This is a genomic window from Rossellomorea sp. RS05 (genome assembly GCF_039822645.1).
GTDB classification, from domain to species: Bacteria; Bacillota; Bacilli; order Bacillales; family Bacillaceae_B; genus Rossellomorea; species Rossellomorea marisflavi_B.
Genome location: NZ_JBDKWY010000007.1, coordinates 253,740 through 273,958 on the forward strand (window position 1 = coordinate 253,740; position 20,219 = coordinate 273,958).

18 protein-coding genes and 1 rRNA gene are annotated in these 20,219 nt (G+C 48.0%); 10 read left to right on the forward strand and 9 right to left on the reverse strand.

What is annotated here, in order from left to right; genetic code table 11:
- Nucleotides 1–38: 38 nt before the first annotated feature.
- The 4 genes from noc to mnmE form a co-directional block, all read right to left on the reverse strand.
- On the reverse strand, nt 39–902 hold the full coding sequence (gene noc / locus ABJ225_RS17525) for a nucleoid occlusion protein (protein WP_048004577.1): 864 nt from the start codon (nt 900–902) through the stop codon (nt 39–41).
- A 104-nt stretch (nt 903–1,006) separates the two neighbouring features.
- The gene (rsmG, locus tag ABJ225_RS17530) at nt 1,007–1,723 is read right to left on the reverse strand and encodes a 16S rRNA (guanine(527)-N(7))-methyltransferase RsmG (RefSeq protein WP_347321215.1); all 717 of its coding nucleotides are present in this window, start codon (nt 1,721–1,723) and stop codon (nt 1,007–1,009) included.
- 14 nt (nt 1,724–1,737) lie between these two features.
- Nucleotides 1,738–3,630, reverse strand: a complete 1,893-nt coding sequence (gene mnmG, locus ABJ225_RS17535) for a tRNA uridine-5-carboxymethylaminomethyl(34) synthesis enzyme MnmG (protein WP_056539925.1) — start codon at nt 3,628–3,630, stop codon at nt 1,738–1,740.
- Nucleotides 3,631–3,675: 45 nt separating this feature from the next.
- A complete protein-coding gene (gene mnmE, locus ABJ225_RS17540; protein WP_347321216.1) occupies nt 3,676–5,061 on the reverse strand; it encodes a tRNA uridine-5-carboxymethylaminomethyl(34) synthesis GTPase MnmE in 1,386 nt (461 codons plus the stop codon).
- Nucleotides 5,062–5,476: 415 nt separating this feature from the next.
- Between mnmE and ABJ225_RS17545 the strand changes: the two genes are divergently transcribed.
- Nucleotides 5,477–6,028 carry a GNAT family N-acetyltransferase gene (locus ABJ225_RS17545; protein WP_347321217.1) on the forward strand — a complete coding sequence of 184 codons (552 nt, stop codon included), beginning with the start codon at nt 5,477–5,479 and terminating at the stop codon, nt 6,026–6,028.
- 50 nt (nt 6,029–6,078) lie between these two features.
- Here ABJ225_RS17545 and ABJ225_RS17550 read toward each other — a convergent pair whose 3' ends face one another.
- From ABJ225_RS17550 to rpmH, 5 genes are all read right to left on the reverse strand, one after another.
- Nucleotides 6,079–6,318 (reverse strand): hypothetical protein, encoded by a 240-nt coding sequence (locus ABJ225_RS17550; protein WP_347321218.1) that lies wholly within the window; start codon nt 6,316–6,318, stop codon nt 6,079–6,081.
- A 182-nt stretch (nt 6,319–6,500) separates the two neighbouring features.
- The gene (gene jag, locus ABJ225_RS17555; RefSeq protein ID WP_347321219.1) at nt 6,501–7,118 is read right to left on the reverse strand and encodes an RNA-binding cell elongation regulator Jag/EloR; all 618 of its coding nucleotides are present in this window, start codon (nt 7,116–7,118) and stop codon (nt 6,501–6,503) included.
- Entirely contained in the window at nt 7,115–7,909 is a 795-nt protein-coding gene (spoIIIJ, locus tag ABJ225_RS17560) for a YidC family membrane integrase SpoIIIJ (protein WP_053429908.1), read from the reverse strand. Before spoIIIJ ends, jag begins: the two co-directional genes overlap by 4 nt.
- Nucleotides 7,910–8,052: 143 nt before the next feature.
- Nucleotides 8,053–8,427, reverse strand: a complete 375-nt coding sequence (gene rnpA / locus ABJ225_RS17565; protein WP_053429909.1) for a ribonuclease P protein component — start codon at nt 8,425–8,427, stop codon at nt 8,053–8,055.
- 109 nt (nt 8,428–8,536) lie between these two features.
- Complete coding sequence (gene rpmH, locus ABJ225_RS17570) at nt 8,537–8,671, reverse strand: 50S ribosomal protein L34 (RefSeq protein ID WP_079513904.1); 135 nt, start codon at nt 8,669–8,671, stop codon at nt 8,537–8,539.
- Between the two features lie 695 nt (nt 8,672–9,366).
- On the opposite strand from rpmH, the gene dnaA reads away from it, so the two are divergent.
- The 9 genes from dnaA to ABJ225_RS17615 all read left to right on the forward strand — a co-directional run.
- Complete coding sequence (dnaA, locus tag ABJ225_RS17575) at nt 9,367–10,713, forward strand: chromosomal replication initiator protein DnaA (protein WP_056539935.1); 1,347 nt, start codon at nt 9,367–9,369, stop codon at nt 10,711–10,713.
- Nucleotides 10,714–10,923: 210 nt separating this feature from the next.
- On the forward strand, nt 10,924–12,060 hold the full coding sequence (dnaN, locus tag ABJ225_RS17580; RefSeq protein WP_053429910.1) for a DNA polymerase III subunit beta: 1,137 nt from the start codon (nt 10,924–10,926) through the stop codon (nt 12,058–12,060).
- A gap of 169 nt (nt 12,061–12,229) precedes the next feature.
- Complete coding sequence (gene yaaA / locus ABJ225_RS17585) at nt 12,230–12,448, forward strand: S4 domain-containing protein YaaA (protein ID WP_048004567.1); 219 nt, start codon at nt 12,230–12,232, stop codon at nt 12,446–12,448.
- A 17-nt stretch (nt 12,449–12,465) separates the two neighbouring features.
- Complete coding sequence (gene recF / locus ABJ225_RS17590) at nt 12,466–13,584, forward strand: DNA replication/repair protein RecF (protein ID WP_048004566.1); 1,119 nt, start codon at nt 12,466–12,468, stop codon at nt 13,582–13,584.
- Between the two features lie 9 nt (nt 13,585–13,593).
- Nucleotides 13,594–13,848, forward strand: a complete 255-nt coding sequence (remB, locus tag ABJ225_RS17595) for an extracellular matrix regulator RemB (RefSeq protein WP_048004565.1) — start codon at nt 13,594–13,596, stop codon at nt 13,846–13,848.
- A 48-nt stretch (nt 13,849–13,896) separates the two neighbouring features.
- Nucleotides 13,897–15,816 carry a DNA topoisomerase (ATP-hydrolyzing) subunit B gene (gene gyrB / locus ABJ225_RS17600; protein WP_053429937.1) on the forward strand — a complete coding sequence of 640 codons (1,920 nt, stop codon included), beginning with the start codon at nt 13,897–13,899 and terminating at the stop codon, nt 15,814–15,816.
- A 236-nt stretch (nt 15,817–16,052) separates the two neighbouring features.
- Nucleotides 16,053–18,560: a DNA gyrase subunit A gene (gyrA, locus tag ABJ225_RS17605; RefSeq protein ID WP_056539938.1), complete on the forward strand. Its 2,508-nt coding sequence runs from the start codon at nt 16,053–16,055 to the stop codon at nt 18,558–18,560.
- A gap of 127 nt (nt 18,561–18,687) precedes the next feature.
- Nucleotides 18,688–19,761, forward strand: a complete 1,074-nt coding sequence (locus ABJ225_RS17610; RefSeq protein ID WP_347321220.1) for an HD-GYP domain-containing protein — start codon at nt 18,688–18,690, stop codon at nt 19,759–19,761.
- Nucleotides 19,762–20,131: 370 nt separating this feature from the next.
- Nucleotides 20,132–20,219, forward strand: a 16S ribosomal RNA gene (locus ABJ225_RS17615); the annotation flags it as partial.

Genomic DNA, 20,219 nt, shown 5'->3' on the forward strand with positions numbered 1-20,219 from the left:
GTGAGAACTGCCTGATTACAGTCTCTCACTCTATGACTCTATTTCTTTTTTGGGATGCGGATGGTGAACTGATAGAATTCCTCATGTTCTTCTTCCTCGGCATCCAGGTTGATCCCGCTGTCGGAAACCATATTCAGTGACTGGCGGATCGTGTTGACGGCGATCCTCATATCTTTCGAGAAGGCTTTGCGCTTCGGCTTCGGCTTTTTGTCCGAGGCTTCCTGCATTTTGTTCACGCGGTCTTCCGTCTGCTTTACATTGAGGTTCTTCTCGACCACCTCTTGAAGAAGCTGGACCTGTTTCTCGGCATTCTTCAAAGGAATGAGGGCGCGGGCATGGCGCTCGGTGATCTTCTTATCAAGAAGGGCACCCTGCACCTCTTCGGGGAGCTTGAGGAGACGGAGCTTATTGGCCACCGTCGACTGTCCTTTCCCCAAACGCTGTGCAAGGGCTTCCTGGGTCAATTCATGAAGTTCGAGAAGCTTGCCGTACGCGATGGCTTCCTCGATCGGTGACAGCTCTTCGCGTTGAAGGTTCTCGATCAGCGCGACAGAGGCTGTTTCCGTGTCATTCATATTCTTGACGATGGCAGGGACCGTTTCCCAACCTAGTTTTGACACCGCCCTGAATCGCCGCTCCCCGGCAATGATCTCGAATTGATCCTCGCCGTATTCCCTTACCACGATAGGCTGGATGATGCCGTGTATATGGATCGTCCTCGATAACTCTTCTATTTTATCATCATTAAAAATCGTCCTAGGCTGGAAGCGGTTGGGTACGATCTGAGAGACTGGAATCTTCTTCACTTCATCCCGATCTTCCACTACTGCTGATTCTGTTGATTCTTCCGGCTCTTGCTCCTTTTCACCCAGACCAAAAAAACGAGAGAAAGGATGCTTCATCTTCCTACACCACCTTTAAGAAACTCCCTTTAATACTATTCTCTAAGAAATGACAAGTTCCTGCCTTATTCCCATGACATTTTCCGTAGTACTACGTCAGTTTTCTATTCTAATGGTAATTTATTCGGTGTACCAGGCTTCCTGGGATACTTATTCGGTGTATCTTTCACTTTCTTGATCTGAACGATCGTGCGCTCACTGTTCTCTTCAGGAAGGAGGAAGGAATCGACCTGCTCCGTCTTCCCGCCGAGGGTCGTGATGGCTTTCTTGGCTTTCTCCATCTCATCGTTCACACTGGCAGCCTTCATGGCAACAAAATATCCGCCCTTTTTGACAAGGGGCAGGCAGAGCTCGCTGAGTACCGACATTCTGGCAACGGCACGAGCCGTGACCATGTCGTATGCTTCGCGGTGATCCTTATTCTTGCCGAATGTTTCTGCACGGTCGTGATGGAAGTGCGTGTTCTCAAGTCCCAGCTGATCTGATAAATGATTCAGGAACGTGATGCGTTTGTTCAGCGAATCCACGATGGAGACATGCAGATGCGGGAAACAGATTTTGATCGGAATGCTTGGGAACCCGGCCCCTGCACCGACATCACAGAGGGAAGTGATGGAATTGAAATCAACGTAAAAAGCAGCAGAGATGGAATCATAGAAGTGCTTGAGGTAAACCTCTTCTTTATCCGTAATTGCCGTCAGATTCATCTTTTCATTCCACTCGACCAATAGCTCGTGGTATTTCTCGAATTGTGCCAGCTGCTCAGAGGAAAGGGAAATCCCCTTCTCCTCGAGACCGGCTTGAAATTCATTGATATTCATGCGCAACCCATCCTTTATTGATCACCTGATACTTTTGCAATTTTCCCCTGTTCGATGTAGACGAGAAGGATGGAAACGTCCGCAGGATTGACTCCGGAAATACGGGAAGCCTGGGCAAGGGACAACGGCTGTACTTCAATCAGCTTCTGTCTCGCTTCAGATGCCAGACCGCTGATCTTCGAATAATCGATGTTTTCAGGGATCCGCTTGTTCTCCATTTTCTTCATCTTGTCGACCTGCTGAAGGGATTTTTCGATGTATCCTTCGTATTTCACTTGGATCTCCACCTGTTCTTCCACTTCTGGATCAAGATCCAATTCATTCGGAACGAGGGATTTCATGTGTGAATAGTTCATCTCAGGACGTTTCAGAAGATCCACTGCCAGGATTCCGTCCTTCAATTCGCTTCCGCCTGCTTCACGGATCACGGACTGTGTCTCTTCCGTCGGTTTGATGCGGGTTGACTTCAGACGTTCTTTTTCCGCTTCGATCAACTCTTTTTTCGCTGTGAAACGTCCATAGCGCTCGTCTGAGATTAGTCCGATTCTGTGACCGATATCGGTCAGACGAAGGTCGGCGTTGTCATGACGGAGAAGAAGGCGGTATTCTGCCCTCGAGGTCAAGAGACGATACGGTTCGTTCGTACCTTTTGTGACAAGATCATCGATCAGCACACCGATGTACGCATCGGAACGGCCGAGGATGACTTCCTCTTTATCAAGGGAGCGGCATGCGGCATTGATTCCTGCCATCAGCCCTTGTCCGGCTGCTTCTTCATAACCGGATGTTCCATTGATTTGACCCGCTGTATACAGATTCCTAATCTTTTTCGTCTCAAGAGTCGGCCATAGCTGAGTCGGTACGATGGAATCATATTCGATGGCATAGCCCGGACGCATCATTTGGACGTTCTCAAGACCAGGGATCGTTGAAAGGATCTTCTGCTGCACATCTTCCGGCAGGCTTGTTGAAAGTCCTTGAACGTATACTTCCTGCGTATTGCGGCCTTCTGGCTCAAGGAAGATCTGATGGCGCGGCTTATCGTTGAAACGGACGACCTTATCCTCGATGGACGGGCAGTAGCGAGGGCCTGTGCCTTTAATCATGCCAGAATACATCGGCGAGCGATGAAGGTTATCATCGATGAGCTGATGCGTCGTTTCATTCGTGTAGGTAAGCCAGCACGGAAGCTGATCGGTGATGTACTTCGTCGTTTCGTAGCTGAACGCCCTCGGTACATCATCGCCTGGCTGGATTTCCGTCTTGGAGTAATCGATGGTCGAACCGTTCACCCGTGGTGGTGTTCCGGTCTTGAATCGCACGGTGTCGAACCCGAGCTCGCGCAGGTGATCTGCCAGACGGATCGATGGCTGCTGATTGTTCGGACCGCTTGAATACTTCAACTCGCCGAGGATGATCTCCCCACGTAGGAAGGTCCCGGTCGTGATGACGACCGTCTTCGCGCGATAGGCGGCACCAGTCATGGTGACGACACCTTTACACTCGCCATCTTCCACGATGAGCTCTTCCACCATGCCTTGCATGAGGGTAATGTTCGGTTCATTCTCGATTGTTTTCTTCATTTCATTTTGGTACGTGAATTTATCGGCTTGGGCACGCAGCGCGCGTACGGCCGGGCCTTTACCTGTATTCAGCATCCTCATTTGGATGTGGGTCTTATCGATGTTGCGCCCCATTTCACCGCCGAGGGCATCAATTTCCCTAACGACGATCCCTTTTGCCGGTCCGCCGACAGATGGGTTACATGGCATGAAGGCGATCATATCAAGGTTGATGGTGACCATCAGCGTTTTCGCCCCCATGCGGGCGGAAGCAAGTCCTGCTTCCACTCCGGCGTGTCCAGCACCAATGACAATGACATCATACTGTCCTGCGTCATATTGCATGGTGATTTATCCTCCTTAAAGGATCACATGATCCTATATACAAATTTATTTCCCTAGGCAGAATTGTGAGAACAACTGATCGATCAAACTATCATGTACACTTTCACCGATGATTTCACCGAGAAGCTCCCATGTTCTTGTCAGATCGATCTGGGCAATGTCGATCGGTATGCCCATTTCTACATTTTGAATCGCTTCGTTGATGCTTGTCGACGCCTGATGAAGCAGGGCAATGTGACGGCTGTTGGATACATACGTCATATCCCCCGCCTCGATGGACCCATCAAAGAAGAGGGATGAAATGGCTTCCTCGAGCTCATCCACTCCTTCTTCCTCGATCAGGGCCGTCGTCACAAGCTTGTGATTGGCAGCAAGTGCTTCCACTTTCCCCAGGTCGATCTTCCTTGGAAGGTCCGTCTTGTTCACGATGACAATGACATCCATTCCCTTGACGGCTTCAAACAATTGCTCGTCTTCAAAGGTAAGGTCGTCCGCGTGATTGAGGACAAGGAGAATGAGATCCGCTTCCTTCAATACCTGTCGTGAACGCTCGACGCCGATCCGCTCGACGATATCCTCCGTCTCCCGGATCCCCGCCGTATCGACGAGGCGGAGCGGTACACCCCTGACGTTCACATACTCCTCGATCACATCACGCGTCGTTCCGGGAATATCCGTCACGATCGCCTTATTTTCATGGACGAGGCTATTCAATAAAGAACTCTTCCCGACGTTCGGGCGGCCGATGATGACCGTGGACAGCCCTTCACGGAGGATTTTGCCCTGCTCGGACGTCTTGATGAGCTTCTCGATCTCATCCCTGACATAGCTCGATTTCTCCAGGAGCACGCTGTGGGTCATCTCCTCCACGTCATCATACTCGGGATAGTCGATATTCACTTCCACATGGGCGAGGGTCTCGAGGATTTCCTGGCGTAGCTTCTGGATCAGCTTGGATAGGCGACCTTCCATCTGATTCAACGCCACATTCATGGCCCGGTCCGTCTTCGCCCTGATCAAATCCATGACGGCCTCCGCCTGGGACAGGTCGATCCGTCCGTTCAGGAAAGCACGCTTTGTGAACTCTCCCGGCTCAGCCAATCTCGCACCGTGCTTCAACACAAGCTGAAGCACCTTATTGACCGATACAAGACCTCCGTGACAGTTGATTTCGAGGACATTCTCACGCGTGAAAGTTTTCGGTCCCTTCAGCACCGACACCATGACCTCTTCCACCACCTGCTCTGTCGCGGGATCAACGATATGACCGTAATGGATCGTATGGGAGTCCAGTTCCGTCAGCGGCTTGCCTTTCTTGCCCCTGAACACCTGGTCCCCGATCGCAAAAGCGTCATCTCCGCTCAGACGGACAATGGCGATCGCCCCTTCCCCCATCGGAGTGGAAATCGCCGCAATCGTATCGAATTCCATATGAGTCACCTCTCTTTCTTCTCTTCTTACATCTATAAAAAAATGGCTGTCTTGTTCTAGCAGCCTCTATCATTAAGCAGTGTTTCCCCAAATTATTAGAATAGCACAAACCGATTTAAACCTAAAGAACGGAAAACTGGCAGATACGTCAAATTATCCACAGCCCCATTCTTTTATCCCTCTCATTTTAACTTATCCACATGTGAATAACAATAAACGGCAGGTGAAATTGGCAGGATTGTCACTTATCCAGAGGGCAGACGCAAAAAGATTGAGCTCCTTCTGTTGTGGTTTGGTAAAATATAGGCATGGGTAACCCCTCGGATATCGCCTTGAAAGAATACTTTTTAAAGAAACTAAAATATCCCTGCGGCCGAACCGATACTATAGCCAACCAGGAAAGGAGCAACACATCATGTTCACCTACAAAATCGATCACGATCTATCATTGAAACTACTTGAACCCCAGGATGCCCAGGCGCTATTTGAGCTGACCGACAAATCCCGCTCCCACTTGAAAGAGTGGTTGCCATGGCTGGACTTCACCACCAAGGTGAGCGATACAGAAGAGTTCATTGCCGGAACGATGAAAGGCTATGCAAACCGCAGCAGTCTATCCGCTGCCATCCTCTATCATGGTAAAGTGGTCGGCACGGCCGGATTCAATAACATCAACTGGTCCAACAAAACCGCCTATATCGGATACTGGCTCGGCGAAGGCAACCAGGGGAATGGAATCATGACCCGGGTGGTCAGTACGTTGACGACATACGCTTTTGAACATTATGCACTCGACAAAGTCGAAATCCGCGCGGCCGTCGGGAATCAAAAAAGCCGGGGAATCCCGGAACGACTCGGCTATATTGAAGAAGGCACCATCCGCCAAGCAGAATGGCTTTATGACAGGTACGTGGATCATGTGATTTACGGAATTCTTGCAGATGAATGGAAAGAAAAGAGTGAATGATAAGGTAGAAAGGCCGCTCGGGTTGTTGATCCGGGCGGCTTTTTGTCTGATTAGGGGCTTTTGATGGGAAGGGGTGGTGGCGAAATTTGTCGAAAGGGTTGAAACGGGATGTAGCGGAGACGATTTTTAGTGGTTTGGACCATTGAACAGGTTAAGAAAAGGGAGATTTCGTCCCATTCGGCTACTTTTTTCGGAAGAGCCAAGATTTTATTACCGACTTTTTCAAATTTACTATCAACTTTTCGAGTTTTTCTATCAACTCTCACCTTTTCACCCGTTTCTACTGCCAACTTTCCGGATTTATTCAACTTTCAGCCTTTCCGATCAACTTTCACTGTTTATTTCCAACTTCCAACGTTTATGACCAACTCCCACACTCCCCACTCGCTCCTCCACCCGCCATCCAATCAAAAAACGACCCCACCGGGACACCCACTCCAACGAGTGCGTCCCAACGGGGTCGTTTTGTTCTTTATTTCGGTGAAATCACAATATATCGATTGGGTTCACGGCCTTCCGAGTGGGTTTCCACATCGGTCTTGTTCACGAGGGCAGCATGGATCACCTTGCGCTCGTAGGATGGCATGGCCTCGAGGGAAACGGGACGATTGATGCGGAGGGCCTTGTCGGCAAGGCGCTTCGCAAGATTCGATAAGGTTTCCCTGCGGCGGGCCCTGTAATTCTCCGCATCGAGCAGGATGGTGACGAATTGGTCAGACGAGCGATTCGCCACTAGCTGGGCAAGATGCTGAAGGGCGTTCAGGGTCTGTCCCCTTTTGCCGATCAGGAGAGCCATTTTCTCACCGGAGATATTGAATTCCACTTCTCTCCCGCTGCGCTTCTCTTCAATCGACGCTTCCACGCCCATTTCTTTGGCGACAGCTATCAGGAAGTTCTTCGCTTCTTCCACGGGATCAATTGTTTCCTTCACTGCCACGACGGCAGGTTTTCCTCCGAAAAGGCCGAAAAAGGCTTTCTTTCCGGGATCGATGACCGTGATTTCGGCACGGTCCTTTGTGATGTTCAGTTGAGACAAGGCTGATTCAATGGCTTCTTCCACCGTTGGACCTGTCACATTCACTTCTTTCACTTCTTCTTGCCCCCTGATTGGGCAGTGGCCTTGGCCGCTTTGACTTCTTTAATATCAGGACCTTTGATGAAATACGTTTGAGCAATCATGAACAGGTTACCTACAACCCAGTATAGGGAAAGGGCCGCAGGGAAGTTGATGGCAAAGATGATGATCATGACCGGCATGATATAAAGCATCATGGCCATTTGCGGGTTTTGATCAGCTGTTCCTGCCATCATCAGCTTCTGCTGGATGAAGGTTGTCAAACCGGCAATCAAGGGAAGCGCATAGATCGGATCCGGGCTTCCAAGGTCGAACCATAGGAAATTGTGTTCCTTGATGGCTGCTGTACGACTGATTGCGTGATAGAAACCGATGAGGATCGGCATCTGGACGATCAGCGGGAAACATCCTGCCAGTGGATTGACGCCATGTGACTGGAACAACGCCATCGTTTCCTGTTGAAGCTTTTGCTGTGTTTGTGCATCTTTGGAGCTGTATTTCTCACGCAGCTTTTTCATTTCCGGCTGCAGTGCCTGCATTGCTTTAGAATTTTTCGTTTGCTTGATCATTAATGGTAGAATCGCTAAACGGATGATCAATGTGACGATGATAATGGCCAGACCATAGGATCCGAACCCGTCCAATTTTTCTCCGAAGAATGTAATTAATTGTGACAAAGGATAAACAATGTACTCGTTCCAAAAACCGGTACTATCTGAGTTGATCGGCTTATTATATTCTGTACAACCAGATAGAATAGCCATTAGCCCAACAATTGACATCAGGGCTATTATTCTCTTTTTCACCCTCTATTTCCTCCCAACTAATAAGTAATCAAGTGTGATAAAGGATGCGGTTACATCCTATTATGACAAAAGATAGAATCTTTCGTATTGTAACATCTTTTCACAGGTTTGTGCTGAGCAATCCTGTGCATCCCGCAAATAGTTTATGACTTTTTACGAACATTTTTGCCATAAGAACCCCGCTTCAATACTTTCCCTCTATTAAGAACGTGCGTGAGGCTGCTTTTCACCTCATGGAAGTTCATGTCGGCCGCCGGTTTCCTGGCGATGATTAAATAATCGTACTGATCTTTCACTTCTTCCCTCAATTCAAGGAACGACTGGCGCACATACCGTTTGATCCGATTCCGGCATACGGCATTGCCGATTTTCTTGCTCACCGAGATCCCGATCCGGAATGGCTGAGGCTCATCCTTTTTCAAAAAATACAAAACGAACTGCCGATTGGCAAATGACGTTCCTTTTTTGAAGATGTCCTGAAACTCTTCATTCTTTTTCACTCGTTGTTCTTTGCGCATGAATCACACCTAATTTTCTAAATGGTTTTCCCTGCTCAATCTTGCCCAACTACATGGCCTTTCAATCACATGGATAGAGAAAAAAAGACCACTGAGTCAGTTCAGTGGTCTAAGCAGATAATACTTTTCTTCCTTTGCTACGACGACGAGCTAAAACATTACGGCCGTTTTTAGAACTCATACGTGCGCGGAAACCGTGTACTTTACTTCTTTTACGCTTATTTGGTTGAAACGTTCTTTTCATCTATGACACCTCCCTGAAGGATATCTTTATAAGTTAAAGACATTCTTCACCATTATAAAGATGCCCCCCATCAAAAGTCAACACCGTTCTCATATTATTTTATAGTGGGGAAATGTGGCATCGATTTTCCCCGAAAAAATCTTCACGCGAGTTCCGATGAGATCCTCCTACCCAAACATTCATTTCTACGAGCAGCATGTAATAAAAAAACTTCTATCTCCTCCAGAAAGGATGATCTTTTTCTCCTTCTACAAACATCATCCACGATTCCTCTAAAACGCCTCTGTGGATAGATTTCGACACCCTTATAAATTATCCACAACACATACTGACAACTTTTTCACATATTCTTTGCCTGTGGACAAATTTATTCCACAAGGGAAAGGGGTTGTGGATAAATTTTTTAAAGCATTGCACCGCTTAGGATATTTTGATATGATTATTGTGTTTTCACTCTTAATAACGTGAATGACCAAATATGTTTATCCACAATTTGTGGATAGTTTGTGGGTAACTTATTCAGAGGCTTTGTAAAACGTTGTCCACAAGTAGTGGATAATGTCGAAAAACCGAGTTTCTTCCTTATAATATATTTTCTCCACATTCAAAGCGTTGTATTTTTATGAACACTAGCGATTTAGCACTTATACATGTTGTACAGAAGTTATACAAAGAGAGAAAAGGAGGGATCAGGGTTGGAGAATATCGGGGATTTATGGGCAAAGGCCTTAGAAAACATCGAAAAGAAGATCAGCAAGCCCAGTTTTGATACATGGCTCAAATCGACCAAAGCTCATTCGATCCAGGGCGATACACTTGTTATCACTGCACCGAATGAATTTGCCCGCGATTGGCTTGAAGGACGCTACTCGCAGCTCATTTCAGGCGTTCTATATGACATTACCGGCGAAGAGCTGCTGATCAAGTTCATCATTCCTCAGAATCAAGAACCCGAGGAATTCGATATACCGCTTCCGCCAAAGAAGGCTTCGAAGGATGATGAGCATCAGGATCTCAACCAGAACATGCTCAATGCGAAATACACATTCGACACTTTTGTCATCGGATCAGGCAATCGCTTTGCCCATGCCGCTTCACTCGCAGTAGCAGAAGCCCCGGCAAAAGCGTACAATCCACTCTTTATCTATGGGGGCGTAGGACTGGGAAAAACCCACTTGATGCACGCCATCGGTCACTATGTACTCGAACATAACCCTAATGCGAAGGTTGTTTATTTATCTTCCGAGAAATTCACGAACGAGTTCATCAATTCCATCCGGGACAATAAGGCCGTCGATTTCCGCAATAAATATCGAAATGTCGACGTTCTTCTCATTGATGATATTCAGTTCCTGGCGGGAAAAGAACAAACGCAGGAAGAGTTCTTCCATACATTCAACACGCTCCATGAAGAAAGCAAACAGATCGTCATCTCCAGCGACCGGCCTCCTAAAGAGATCCCGACGCTTGAAGACAGGCTCCGTTCCCGATTCGAATGGGGGCTGATCACGGATATCACGCCTCCTGACCTTGAGACCAGGATTGCGATTCTTCGTAAGAAAGCGAAAGCGGAAGGCCTCGATATCCCGAATGAAGCGATGCTGTACATTGCCAATCAGATCGATTCCAATATCCGTGAGCTTGAAGGGGCCTTGATTCGTGTCGTGGCGTATTCATCTCTCATCAATAAAGATATCAATGCGGACCTTGCTGCAGAGGCGTTGAAAGACATCATCCCGAGCTCAAAGCCCCGCGTGATCACCATCCAGGAAATCCAGCGCGTCGTCGGGGAGCATTTTAATGTGAAGCTCGAAGATTTCAAAGCGAAGAAGCGTACGAAGTCGATTGCGTTCCCACGGCAGATTGCCATGTACCTGTCCCGTGAAATGACCGATTCTTCTTTGCCGAAGATCGGGGAAGAATTCGGAGGACGGGATCACACGACCGTCATCCACGCCCATGAGAAGATCAGTACGCTCCTCGGGGCCGATGCTCTGCTTCAACAACAGCTGAAAGATATCCGTGAAACGCTGAAAAGCTGATTTTTTCACCCACAGCTCAAGTGGGCCATGTGAATAACCCGAACCAGATAGCACACAGTCTGTCCACATGTGGATAGGCTGTGTTTCCGTTCGATTCACACACTTATCCACATATCAACAGGCCCTATTACTATTATTACTACTTTTTTAAATAAAATATTATTATATGTGCGTCCTAAAAAATTATGTGCAAGTGGGAGGAAATTGATCATGAAATTTGTTATCCAGAGGGATAAACTCGTGCAAAGCGTCCAAGATGTCATGAAAGCCGTGACATCAAGAACAACGATTCCGATTTTGACAGGAATCAAGATCATTGCGACAGAAGACGGTGTTACGCTGACTGGAAGCGACTCCGATATTTCGATTGAATCGTTCATCCCGAATGAAGAAGAAGGAAAAGAGATTGTAGAAATCATGCAGCCTGGGGGAATTGTCCTTCAAGCGAAGTTCTTCAGTGAAATCGTCAAGAAGCTTCCAAGGGATACAGTGGAGATGGAAGTGTTGAATCATTTCCAAACGGTCATCCGCTCCGGTCAGGCCGAGTTCAATCTGAATGGTCTTGATCCAGAAGAATATCCGCATCTTCCTCAGATCGAAGAAGGGAACGGGATCAAAGTATCGACAGACCTTCTGAAGACGATGATCCGTCAGACCGTGTTCGCAGTGTCCACCTCAGAAACACGCCCGATCTTGACAGGTGTAAACTGTCAGGTTGCTGATGGTTCATTGAGCTGTATTGCAACAGATAGCCACAGGCTCGCCATGAGGAAAGCGCCGATCGAAACGAACCACGATGCAGCATACAATATCGTCATTCCTGGTAAGAGCCTCAACGAACTGAATAAGATCCTTGATGATACGGATGAGCCTGTCGAAATCGTCATCACGGAGAATCAGGTCCTGTTCAAGGCGAAGCATCTATTGTTCTTCTCAAGGCTGCTTGAGGGTAACTATCCAGATACGACGCGCCTGATCCCGACAGATACGAAAACCGGAATCACCCTCAATACGAAAGAGTTCTTGCAGGCCATCGACCGTGCCTCCCTCCTCGCAAGGGAAGGAAGAAATAATGTGGTCAAGCTTTCGACCCTTGAAGGCGGCATGATCGAAATCTCTTCCAATACGCCTGAGATCGGGAAGGTCATCGAGCAGGTTCAAAGTCAATCCATCGAGGGAGAAGAGCTCAAGATCTCCTTCAGTGCCAAATATATGATGGACGCCCTGAAAGCCATCGAAGGAACGGAAATCCATGTGAATTTCACAGGAGCGATGAGACCATTCGTCCTTCGCCCGCTTCATGATGATTCCATCCTTCAATTGATCCTGCCGGTCCGTACGTACTGATTGAAAAGCCAATGCCGTTTAAAGGCGTTGGCTTTTTCCCTTTTTAGAACAGCTCCGCCTTTTTTTGCCCGGACCCTCCAGCTCCCATTGTTTCCAGCTAGTTGTGACTTGTCCCGGTTTAGAGTAAAATAAACTATCAGAGACTTTACACGGAAAGTAGTGATTCGAAGTGGCACAACCAATCAAGATCGAGACGGAAATCATCACGCTAGGACAATTTCTCAAGCTTGCCGAAGTCATCCAATCGGGCGGCATGGCGAAATGGTTCCTGAGTGAGTATGAAGTATATGTGAATGGTGAACAGGATCAACGAAGGGGCAGGAAACTGGCGGTAGGAGATACCGTTGAAATCCCTGAAGTGGGGACGTTTGTTGTTACCGGAGAATAATAAAGGATGTCGTGTCCATGTACATTGAACAATTAGAACTGAAAAATTACCGGAATTACGAGTCCATCGATGTGACGTTCGAGAATAAGGTGAACGTCATTCTCGGGGAAAATGCCCAGGGAAAAACGAATATCATGGAGTCCATCTACGTTTTGGCCATGGCCAAGTCCCACCGGACATCAAATGACAAAGATTTAATCCGTTGGGATGAGGAATATGCTAAAATAAAAGGTAGGATACAAAAACATAATGGGCCGATACCTTTAGAGCTTGTGCTATCGAAAAAAGGCAAAAAGGCAAAATGTAACCATCTGGAGCAGCAGAAGCTGAGCCAGTACGTCGGAAATATGAATGTGGTTATGTTTGCCCCTGAAGATCTCCACCTCGTAAAAGGGAGTCCTCAGGTGAGACGCCGTTTCATCGATATGGAAATAGGCCAGGTTTCGCCTGTTTATTTGCATGATATCAGTCTTTACCAAAAGATTTTACAGCAGCGGAATCATTATCTGAAACAATTACAGACAAGGAAGCAGAAGGATCAGACGATGCTTGATGTGTTGACGGAGCAGTTCATCGAAATGGCTGTGAAGATCACGAAGAAGCGGTTTGAGTTTGTTCGTATGCTCGAAAGTTGGGCCAAACCGATTCATTCAGGCATATCGAGAAACCTCGAAACCCTCGAAATCCTATATAAACCGTCTTTAGAGGTATCAGATGATCAAGAATGGTCGAAAATGGTAGAGATATATGAACGGAAATTCGATCAGATCCGGGAACGTGAAATCGACCGCGGGGTGACCCTTGTGGGACCTCACAGGGACGATCTTCAATTTATCGTGAATGACCGCGACGTCCAGACGTTCGGTTCGCAGGGACAACAGCGGACGACGGCTCTGTCGGTGAAGCTTGCAGAAATTGAATTGATCCATTCGGAGATCAAGGAGTACCCGATCCTGCTTCTCGATGACGTTTTGTCCGAACTTGATGATTACAGACAGTCCCACTTGCTCAATACCATACAAGGGAAGGTTCAGACCTTCGTCACCACGACGAACGTCGATGGGATCGACCATCAGACCCTGAATGAAGCAACCACGTTCCACGTGGAAGCCGGTACGATGAAAAGATTGAAATGAGGTGTTACCTTGTACATTCATGTAGGAGAAGATGTCATGGTGCGTACGGATGAAATCATTGCCATTATCGATCGTGACACCGTTCAATTTTCAGAGGAAATACAGCGTCTGCTTAAACAAAAAGATAAAGACCTTTGCAATCTCGCAAAGGGTTCATATAAATCTCTCGTCATCACGTTCAATCAGCTTTATTTATCCCCGCTGGCTTCAAGTACGTTGAAGAAGCGCTCCAAGAAGTACTCAAGTTATGAGAACTTACTATAGAATTCAAAAGCCCTGAAGGTTAGAAAGTGTAGGTGAATCAGTATGGCTATGGACCAACAGCAAGGTCAATCCTATGATGAAAATCAGATACAGGTTTTAGAAGGGTTAGAGGCCGTCAGAAAGAGACCGGGTATGTATATCGGTTCCACAAGCGGTCGAGGCTTGCACCATCTCGTGTGGGAAATCGTCGATAACAGTATTGATGAAGCACTCGCAGGATACTGTGATCATATCGAGGTCATCATCGAGAAAGACAACAGCATTACCGTCAAAGATAACGGACGCGGTATCCCGGTCGGAATCCACGAGAAAATGGGACGTCCCGCAGTCGAAGTCATCATGACGGTCCTTCACGCCGGAGGTAAATTCGGCGGCGGCGGATACAAAGTGTCCGGCGGACTTCACGGTGTAGGGGCATCCGTCGTGAACGCCCTGTCCACCGAGCTTGAAATCTATGTGCACCGGGAAGGACACATCCACTATCAGAAATTCGAGAAGGGTGTCCCAAGCTTCGATTTGAAGGTGATCGGTGATACGGATAAAACCGGGACGATCATCCACTTCACACCGGATCCCGAGATTTTCACGGAAACGACGGAGTATGATTATGATACCCTCGCAAACCGGATCAGGGAGCTTGCCTTCCTGAACAAGGGAATCCAGATCAGCATTGAAGATAAGCGCGGAGAAGAACCACGCCGTAAGGATTTCCACTACGAAGGTGGGATCAAATCCTACGTGGAGCACCTGAACAGGACGAAAGAAGTCATCCATGAAGAGCCGATCTTCATTGAAGGTGAGCGGGATGACATCACCGTTGAAATCGCCATTCAATACAATGATGGATTCGCCAGCAATATTTACTCGTTTGCGAATAACATCCATACCCATGAAGGTGGTACCCACGAATCAGGCTTCAAGACGGCACTGACACGGGTCATCAATGATTACGCAAGAAAGAACAGCGTCTTCAAAGACAGTGATGCCAACCTTTCAGGGGAAGACGTTCGTGAAGGACTCACTGCGATCATCTCCATCAAGCACCCGGATCCACAGTTCGAAGGTCAGACCAAGACGAAGCTCGGAAACTCCGAAGCCCGTCAAATCACGGATACGCTATTCTCCGAGCATCTTGAAACCTTCCTTCTGGAGAACCCGGTCGTCGCGCGTAAGGTCGTGGAAAAAGGGCTCATGGCGGCACGTGCACGTATGGCTGCCAAAAAGGCCCGTGAGCTCACGCGCCGTAAGAGTGCACTGGAAGTTTCAAGCCTGCCTGGTAAACTGGCAGACTGTTCGTCCAAGGACCCTGGTATCAGCGAAATCTACGTGGTTGAGGGTGACTCAGCCGGTGGATCTGCGAAACAGGGCCGTGACCGTCACTTCCAGGCCATTCTTCCACTGCGTGGTAAGATCATCAACGTGGAAAAAGCACGCCTTGATAAAATCCTCTCCAACAATGAAATCCGCGCCATCATCACAGCGCTTGGAACAGGCATCGGAGAAGATTTCGATCTATCGAAGGCGCGCTATCATAAAGTCGTCATCATGACGGATGCCGATGTCGACGGTGCCCATATCCGGACGCTGCTTCTGACATTCTTCTATCGTTACATGAGGCAGATTATCGAAGCGGGTTACATCTACATCGCACAGCCGCCATTGTATAAGGTCCAGCAGGGCAAGAGGATCCAGTACGCTTACAATGATAAAGAACTCGACAGGATCCTCGGGGAAATCTCCCCGACACCGAAACCGGGCATCCAGCGTTACAAAGGTCTTGGTGAGATGAATCCGGAACAGCTTTGGGAAACAACCATGGATCCGGAGTCACGGACGCTTCTCCAAGTCAGCCTTCAGGACGCCATCGAGGCAGACGAAACGTTCGAGATCCTCATGGGTGACAAAGTAGAACCGCGCCGGAACTTCATCGAAGAAAACGCCGCCTACGTCAAAAACCTGGATATCTAAAGAAAAGCGGACGGGCTTAGACATGGGGCGACAAGCGTAAGACGGGCCGGTCGGAAAGGCGTTCCTTGCCTTTTTGGTCGGCACGGCTTACGACCTCGAGCCCCAAAGCCCGTTAACCTAAACGAAAATTCCCTAAAATGATCAGGATAGACTGAAACTCTATCCTGTCTTTTACATAGTGGACAAGAAAAAATGAGAAAGAATCCATCTTTCTTCAAAAGGAGGTCCCTTTAACTATGGCAGAAACACCACAGTCTAATGTTCAAGAGATTAATATTAGTAATGAGATGCGCTCATCGTTCCTGGATTATGCCATGAGCGTTATCGTCTCCCGTGCCCTACCTGATGTCCGTGACGGCCTGAAGCCTGTTCACCGCAGGATCCTCTATGCGATGAACGACCTTGGTATGACCGCGGATAAAGCCTATAAGAAATCGGCCCGTATCGTCGGGGAAGTCATCGGTAAGTACCATCCGCATGGTGACTCGGCCGTTTACGATACGATGGTGCGTATGGCACAGGATTTCAACTATCGCTATATGCTCGTGGATGGACACGGGAACTTCGGTTCGGTGGACGGGGACGCTGCGGCGGCCATGCGTTACACAGAAGCCCGTATGTCCAAGATCTCGATGGAGCTGATCCGCGACATCAATAAAGACACGATTGATTATAAAGACAACTATGATGGTACCGAGCGTGAGCCGGAAGTGCTTCCTGCCCGTTTCCCTAACCTGCTTGTGAATGGTTCCTCAGGGATTGCCGTCGGGATGGCCACCAATATCCCTCCCCATAATCTCGGGGAAGTGATCGATGCGATCCTTGCTGTCAGCCGGGATGGGGAAATCACAATCCCTGAGCTCATGGAATATGTTCACGGACCTGACTTCCCTACCGCCGGACTGATTGTCGGACGGAGCGGAATCCGCCGTGCATACGAAACGGGTAAAGGCTCCGTTACCATGAGGGCACGTGTGGAAATCGAAGAGAAGAGCAACGGGAAAGAGACGATCATCGTCCACGAAATCCCTTATCAGGTCAACAAGGCACGTCTTATCGAAAAGATTGCCGAGCTTGTGCGCGATAAGCGGATTGAAGGAATCACCGATCTTCGCGATGAATCCGACCGTAATGGGATGAGGATCGTCATAGAAGTTCGTAAGGATGCCAATGCCAACGTTCTTCTGAACAATCTATATAAACAAACGTCCCTGCAAACGAGCTTCGGAATCAACCTCCTTGCTCTTGTAGGCGGACAGCCTAAAGTCTTGAACCTTAAGCAGTGCCTGGTGCATTATCTTGATCACCAGCGTATCGTGATCCGACGCAGGACGGAATTCGAGCTTCGGAAAGCAGAAGCCCGTGCTCACATCCTCGAAGGTTTGCGTATCGCCCTGGATCACATTGATGAGATTATTGCGTTGATTCGTCGTTCACAAACCACAGACATCGCCAAAGAAGGACTCATGGAGAACTTCTCCCTATCCGATAAACAAGCTCAAGCGATCCTGGACATGCGTCTACAACGGTTGACTGGTCTGGAAAGAGAGAAGATCGAAGATGAGTACCAAGAGCTTGTAAAGCTCATCAATGAGTTGAAAGCAATCCTTGCTGATGATGAGAAGGTACTCGAAATCATCCGTGAAGAGCTGCTGGAGATCAAAGAACGCTTCAACGACAGCCGCCGTTCTGAAATCGTAGCCGGCGGAATCGAAAATATCGAAGATGAAGATTTGATCCCTCGTGAAAATATCGTGGTATCCCTTACTCATAACGGATACATCAAGCGCCTTCCGGTTTCGACATACCGCAGCCAGAAGCGTGGAGGACGCGGTATTCAAGGGATGGGTACGAACGGGGAGGACTTCGTTGAGAACCTCTTGACTACTTCCACCCACGATACGATCCTCTTCTTCACGAATAAAGGGAAGGCCTACAAGGCGAAGGGATATGAAATTCCTGAGTTCAGCCGAACGGCTAAAGGCCTGCCGATTATCAATCTTCTCGGCGTCGAGAAGGATGAGTGGATCAATGCCATGATTCGTATCGAAGAGTTTGTCGATGATTGGTATCTGTTCTTCACAACGAAGCAGGGGATTTCCAAGCGTACGCCGGTTTCGGACTTCGCCAATATCCGCACGAACGGTCTAATCGCCATCAATCTGAGGGAACAGGATGAACTGATTTCTGTCAGATTGACCGATGGGGACAAGGATATGATCATCGGTACGAAGAATGGTCTCCTTATCAGGTTCCCAGAGACCGATGTCCGGTCCATGGGAAGGACGGCTACCGGTGTCAAAGGGATCAACCTGAGCGACGATGATCACGTCGTCGGCATGGAAATCCTTGAAGAAACCAATGATGTGCTGGTTGTCACCGTCAATGGGTACGGTAAACGTACACCTGCAAGCGAGTACCGCATCCAGACGCGTGGTGGTAAAGGATTAAAAACATTGAACGTGACAGAGCGGAACGGTGAACTCGTTGCCGTCAAAGCTGTAACGGGTGAAGAAGACCTAATGCTCATCACGGCTCAAGGTGTCATGATCCGCATGGACGTCAATGATATCTCTACCACCGGCCGTAACACCCAAGGGGTCAAACTGATCCGTCTCCAAGATGGTGAATTTGTATCTACCGTGGCTAAGGTGGAGAAGGAAGACGAAGAAACCACCCCGCCGGTCGAAACGGCAGATGACCTCGACCCACAGGAACAACCGGGTGACGATTCAGAAGAATAACTAGCAAGAATGAAAATGCCTCCGCCGAGCGGGGGCATTTTTTTCGTGGAAAGAAGCGACAAAGTCCCCCGCTCGGCCCTTTTTATTGGTAAAATAAACTAAAAATAGTACCGAGGGAGTCAGAGCCGTGAAAATTAAACGTCAGGATGCAAGAGTTGGACATCTGGTATCAGAAGATATAATGGGAATGACCTCTGTTCCACTGATCATGAAAGGCACGGTCTTGACCGACCAGCACATAAAAGCATTGCGCGCATTCAATATCCAAGAATTAACCGTGGAGAGTGCAGGGGATCTACTGAAGGCAACTCCTCCTGCCCAGCAAGGTGAAAGAGATGAGCAGAAGGTGGAATCCACCCCGTTCCTTACGCGGTACATGAAGTCAGTAGAGGATTATAAGAAGGAATTTGTGAAGTGGCAATCCGGTATGGCAGTCGATATTGCTAAAATACGAGAAATCCTCCTCTCTGTATTGGCAGAGGTCCAGCAATCCCCTACCTTGATCCACACCGTGATCCAGGTGCAATCCAAGCCGGATTATCTCTATCATCATGCCATGGCCACTGCCCTCCTCAGCATGCTGATCGGAAAGAAGCTGGGGATAGACGACACCCAGAGCACCCAGCTTGGGTTGGGGGCAGCCCTATCAAACTGTGGAATGGCAAAAATCAGTTCAATCATTCTTAAAAAGGAACGTCCACTGACAGAAAGAGAATTTAGTGAAGTGAAGATGCATCCTGTCCATAGTTATAAACTGATCAAAGACTCTCCTCTTTTAAAAAGCGAAACCAAGCTCGCCATCCTCCAGCATCATGAGCGGTATGACGGGACCGGTTATCCTTCGAGGGAAAAAGGAGACCGCGTTCATCTGTATGCCCAGATCATCGGAATTGCAGATATCTTCCACGCCATGAGCTCGGATCGACTCTATAAAACCAAACAACCGATCTTCAAAGTGCTAGATATTATAAGAAAGGACCACTTTGGTCAATTCCCTCCGCAGGTCGTCACGGGTCTCCTCGGCTTGATCAGTGGACTGAGTACAGGGACAGGAGTACGACTTACTTCCGGTCATCAGGGGAAGGTGGTATTCACCCAATCCCACTCACCGACAAGACCGATCATAAAATTGGAGGGGTCAGAAGAACTCCTCGATTTGTCTAAGCAGCAGGACGTACATATAGCAGAAGTCCTCTCATGAGGAAAGGCCCGCTGCCGATCTGCTAGCGGGCTGATTCTTTTTAGACTGCCAATAACCATGGAGGAACAAGAGGGAAAACTTCGTATTAAAAGAATAGATTTCTAATGGATAAAAGTTTTTGAAATAAGTCTTGCAATCTCCTTAGATCCTGTATATAATAATATTTGTTGTCCGAAAGGGAAGTTACTTATTCGAAAGAAACGCGAGAAAATAATTAACAAAAACCCTTGACGCAGAACGAAAGATGCGATATAATATAAAAGTTGCTTCGAGAAAAGCAACGAACATTTGAACCTTGAAAACTGAACAAAACAAGACAAACACGTCAACGTTAATTCTAGATTTATTTTTAAAAGAGCTATTCAAACTTTTTATGGAGAGTTTGATCCTGGCTCAGGACGAACGCTGGCGGCGTGCCTAATACATGCAAGTCGAGCGGATCGATGGGAGCTTGCTCC

Excerpts from the sequence above, each read along its gene's own strand:
- mnmE (WP_347321216.1), bottom strand. The coding sequence starts at position 5,061 with ATGGAATTCGATACGATTGCGGCGATTTCCACTCCGATGGGGGAAGGG.
- dnaN (WP_053429910.1), top strand. The coding sequence starts at position 10,924 with ATGAAATTTGTTATCCAGAGGGATAAACTCGTGCAAAGCGTCCAAGAT.
- rnpA (WP_053429909.1), bottom strand. The coding sequence starts at position 8,427 with ATGCGCAAAGAACAACGAGTGAAAAAGAATGAAGAGTTTCAGGACATC.
- rsmG (WP_347321215.1), bottom strand. The coding sequence starts at position 1,723 with ATGAATATCAATGAATTTCAAGCCGGTCTCGAGGAGAAGGGGATTTCC.
- gyrB (WP_053429937.1), top strand. The coding sequence starts at position 13,897 with ATGGACCAACAGCAAGGTCAATCCTATGATGAAAATCAGATACAGGTT.
- gyrA (WP_056539938.1), top strand. The coding sequence starts at position 16,053 with ATGGCAGAAACACCACAGTCTAATGTTCAAGAGATTAATATTAGTAAT.
- ABJ225_RS17545 (WP_347321217.1), top strand. The coding sequence starts at position 5,477 with ATGTTCACCTACAAAATCGATCACGATCTATCATTGAAACTACTTGAA.
- recF (WP_048004566.1), top strand. The coding sequence starts at position 12,466 with ATGTACATTGAACAATTAGAACTGAAAAATTACCGGAATTACGAGTCC.
- mnmG (WP_056539925.1), bottom strand. The coding sequence starts at position 3,630 with ATGCAATATGACGCAGGACAGTATGATGTCATTGTCATTGGTGCTGGA.
- noc (WP_048004577.1), bottom strand. The coding sequence starts at position 902 with ATGAAGCATCCTTTCTCTCGTTTTTTTGGTCTGGGTGAAAAGGAGCAA.
- rpmH (WP_079513904.1), bottom strand. The coding sequence starts at position 8,671 with ATGAAAAGAACGTTTCAACCAAATAAGCGTAAAAGAAGTAAAGTACAC.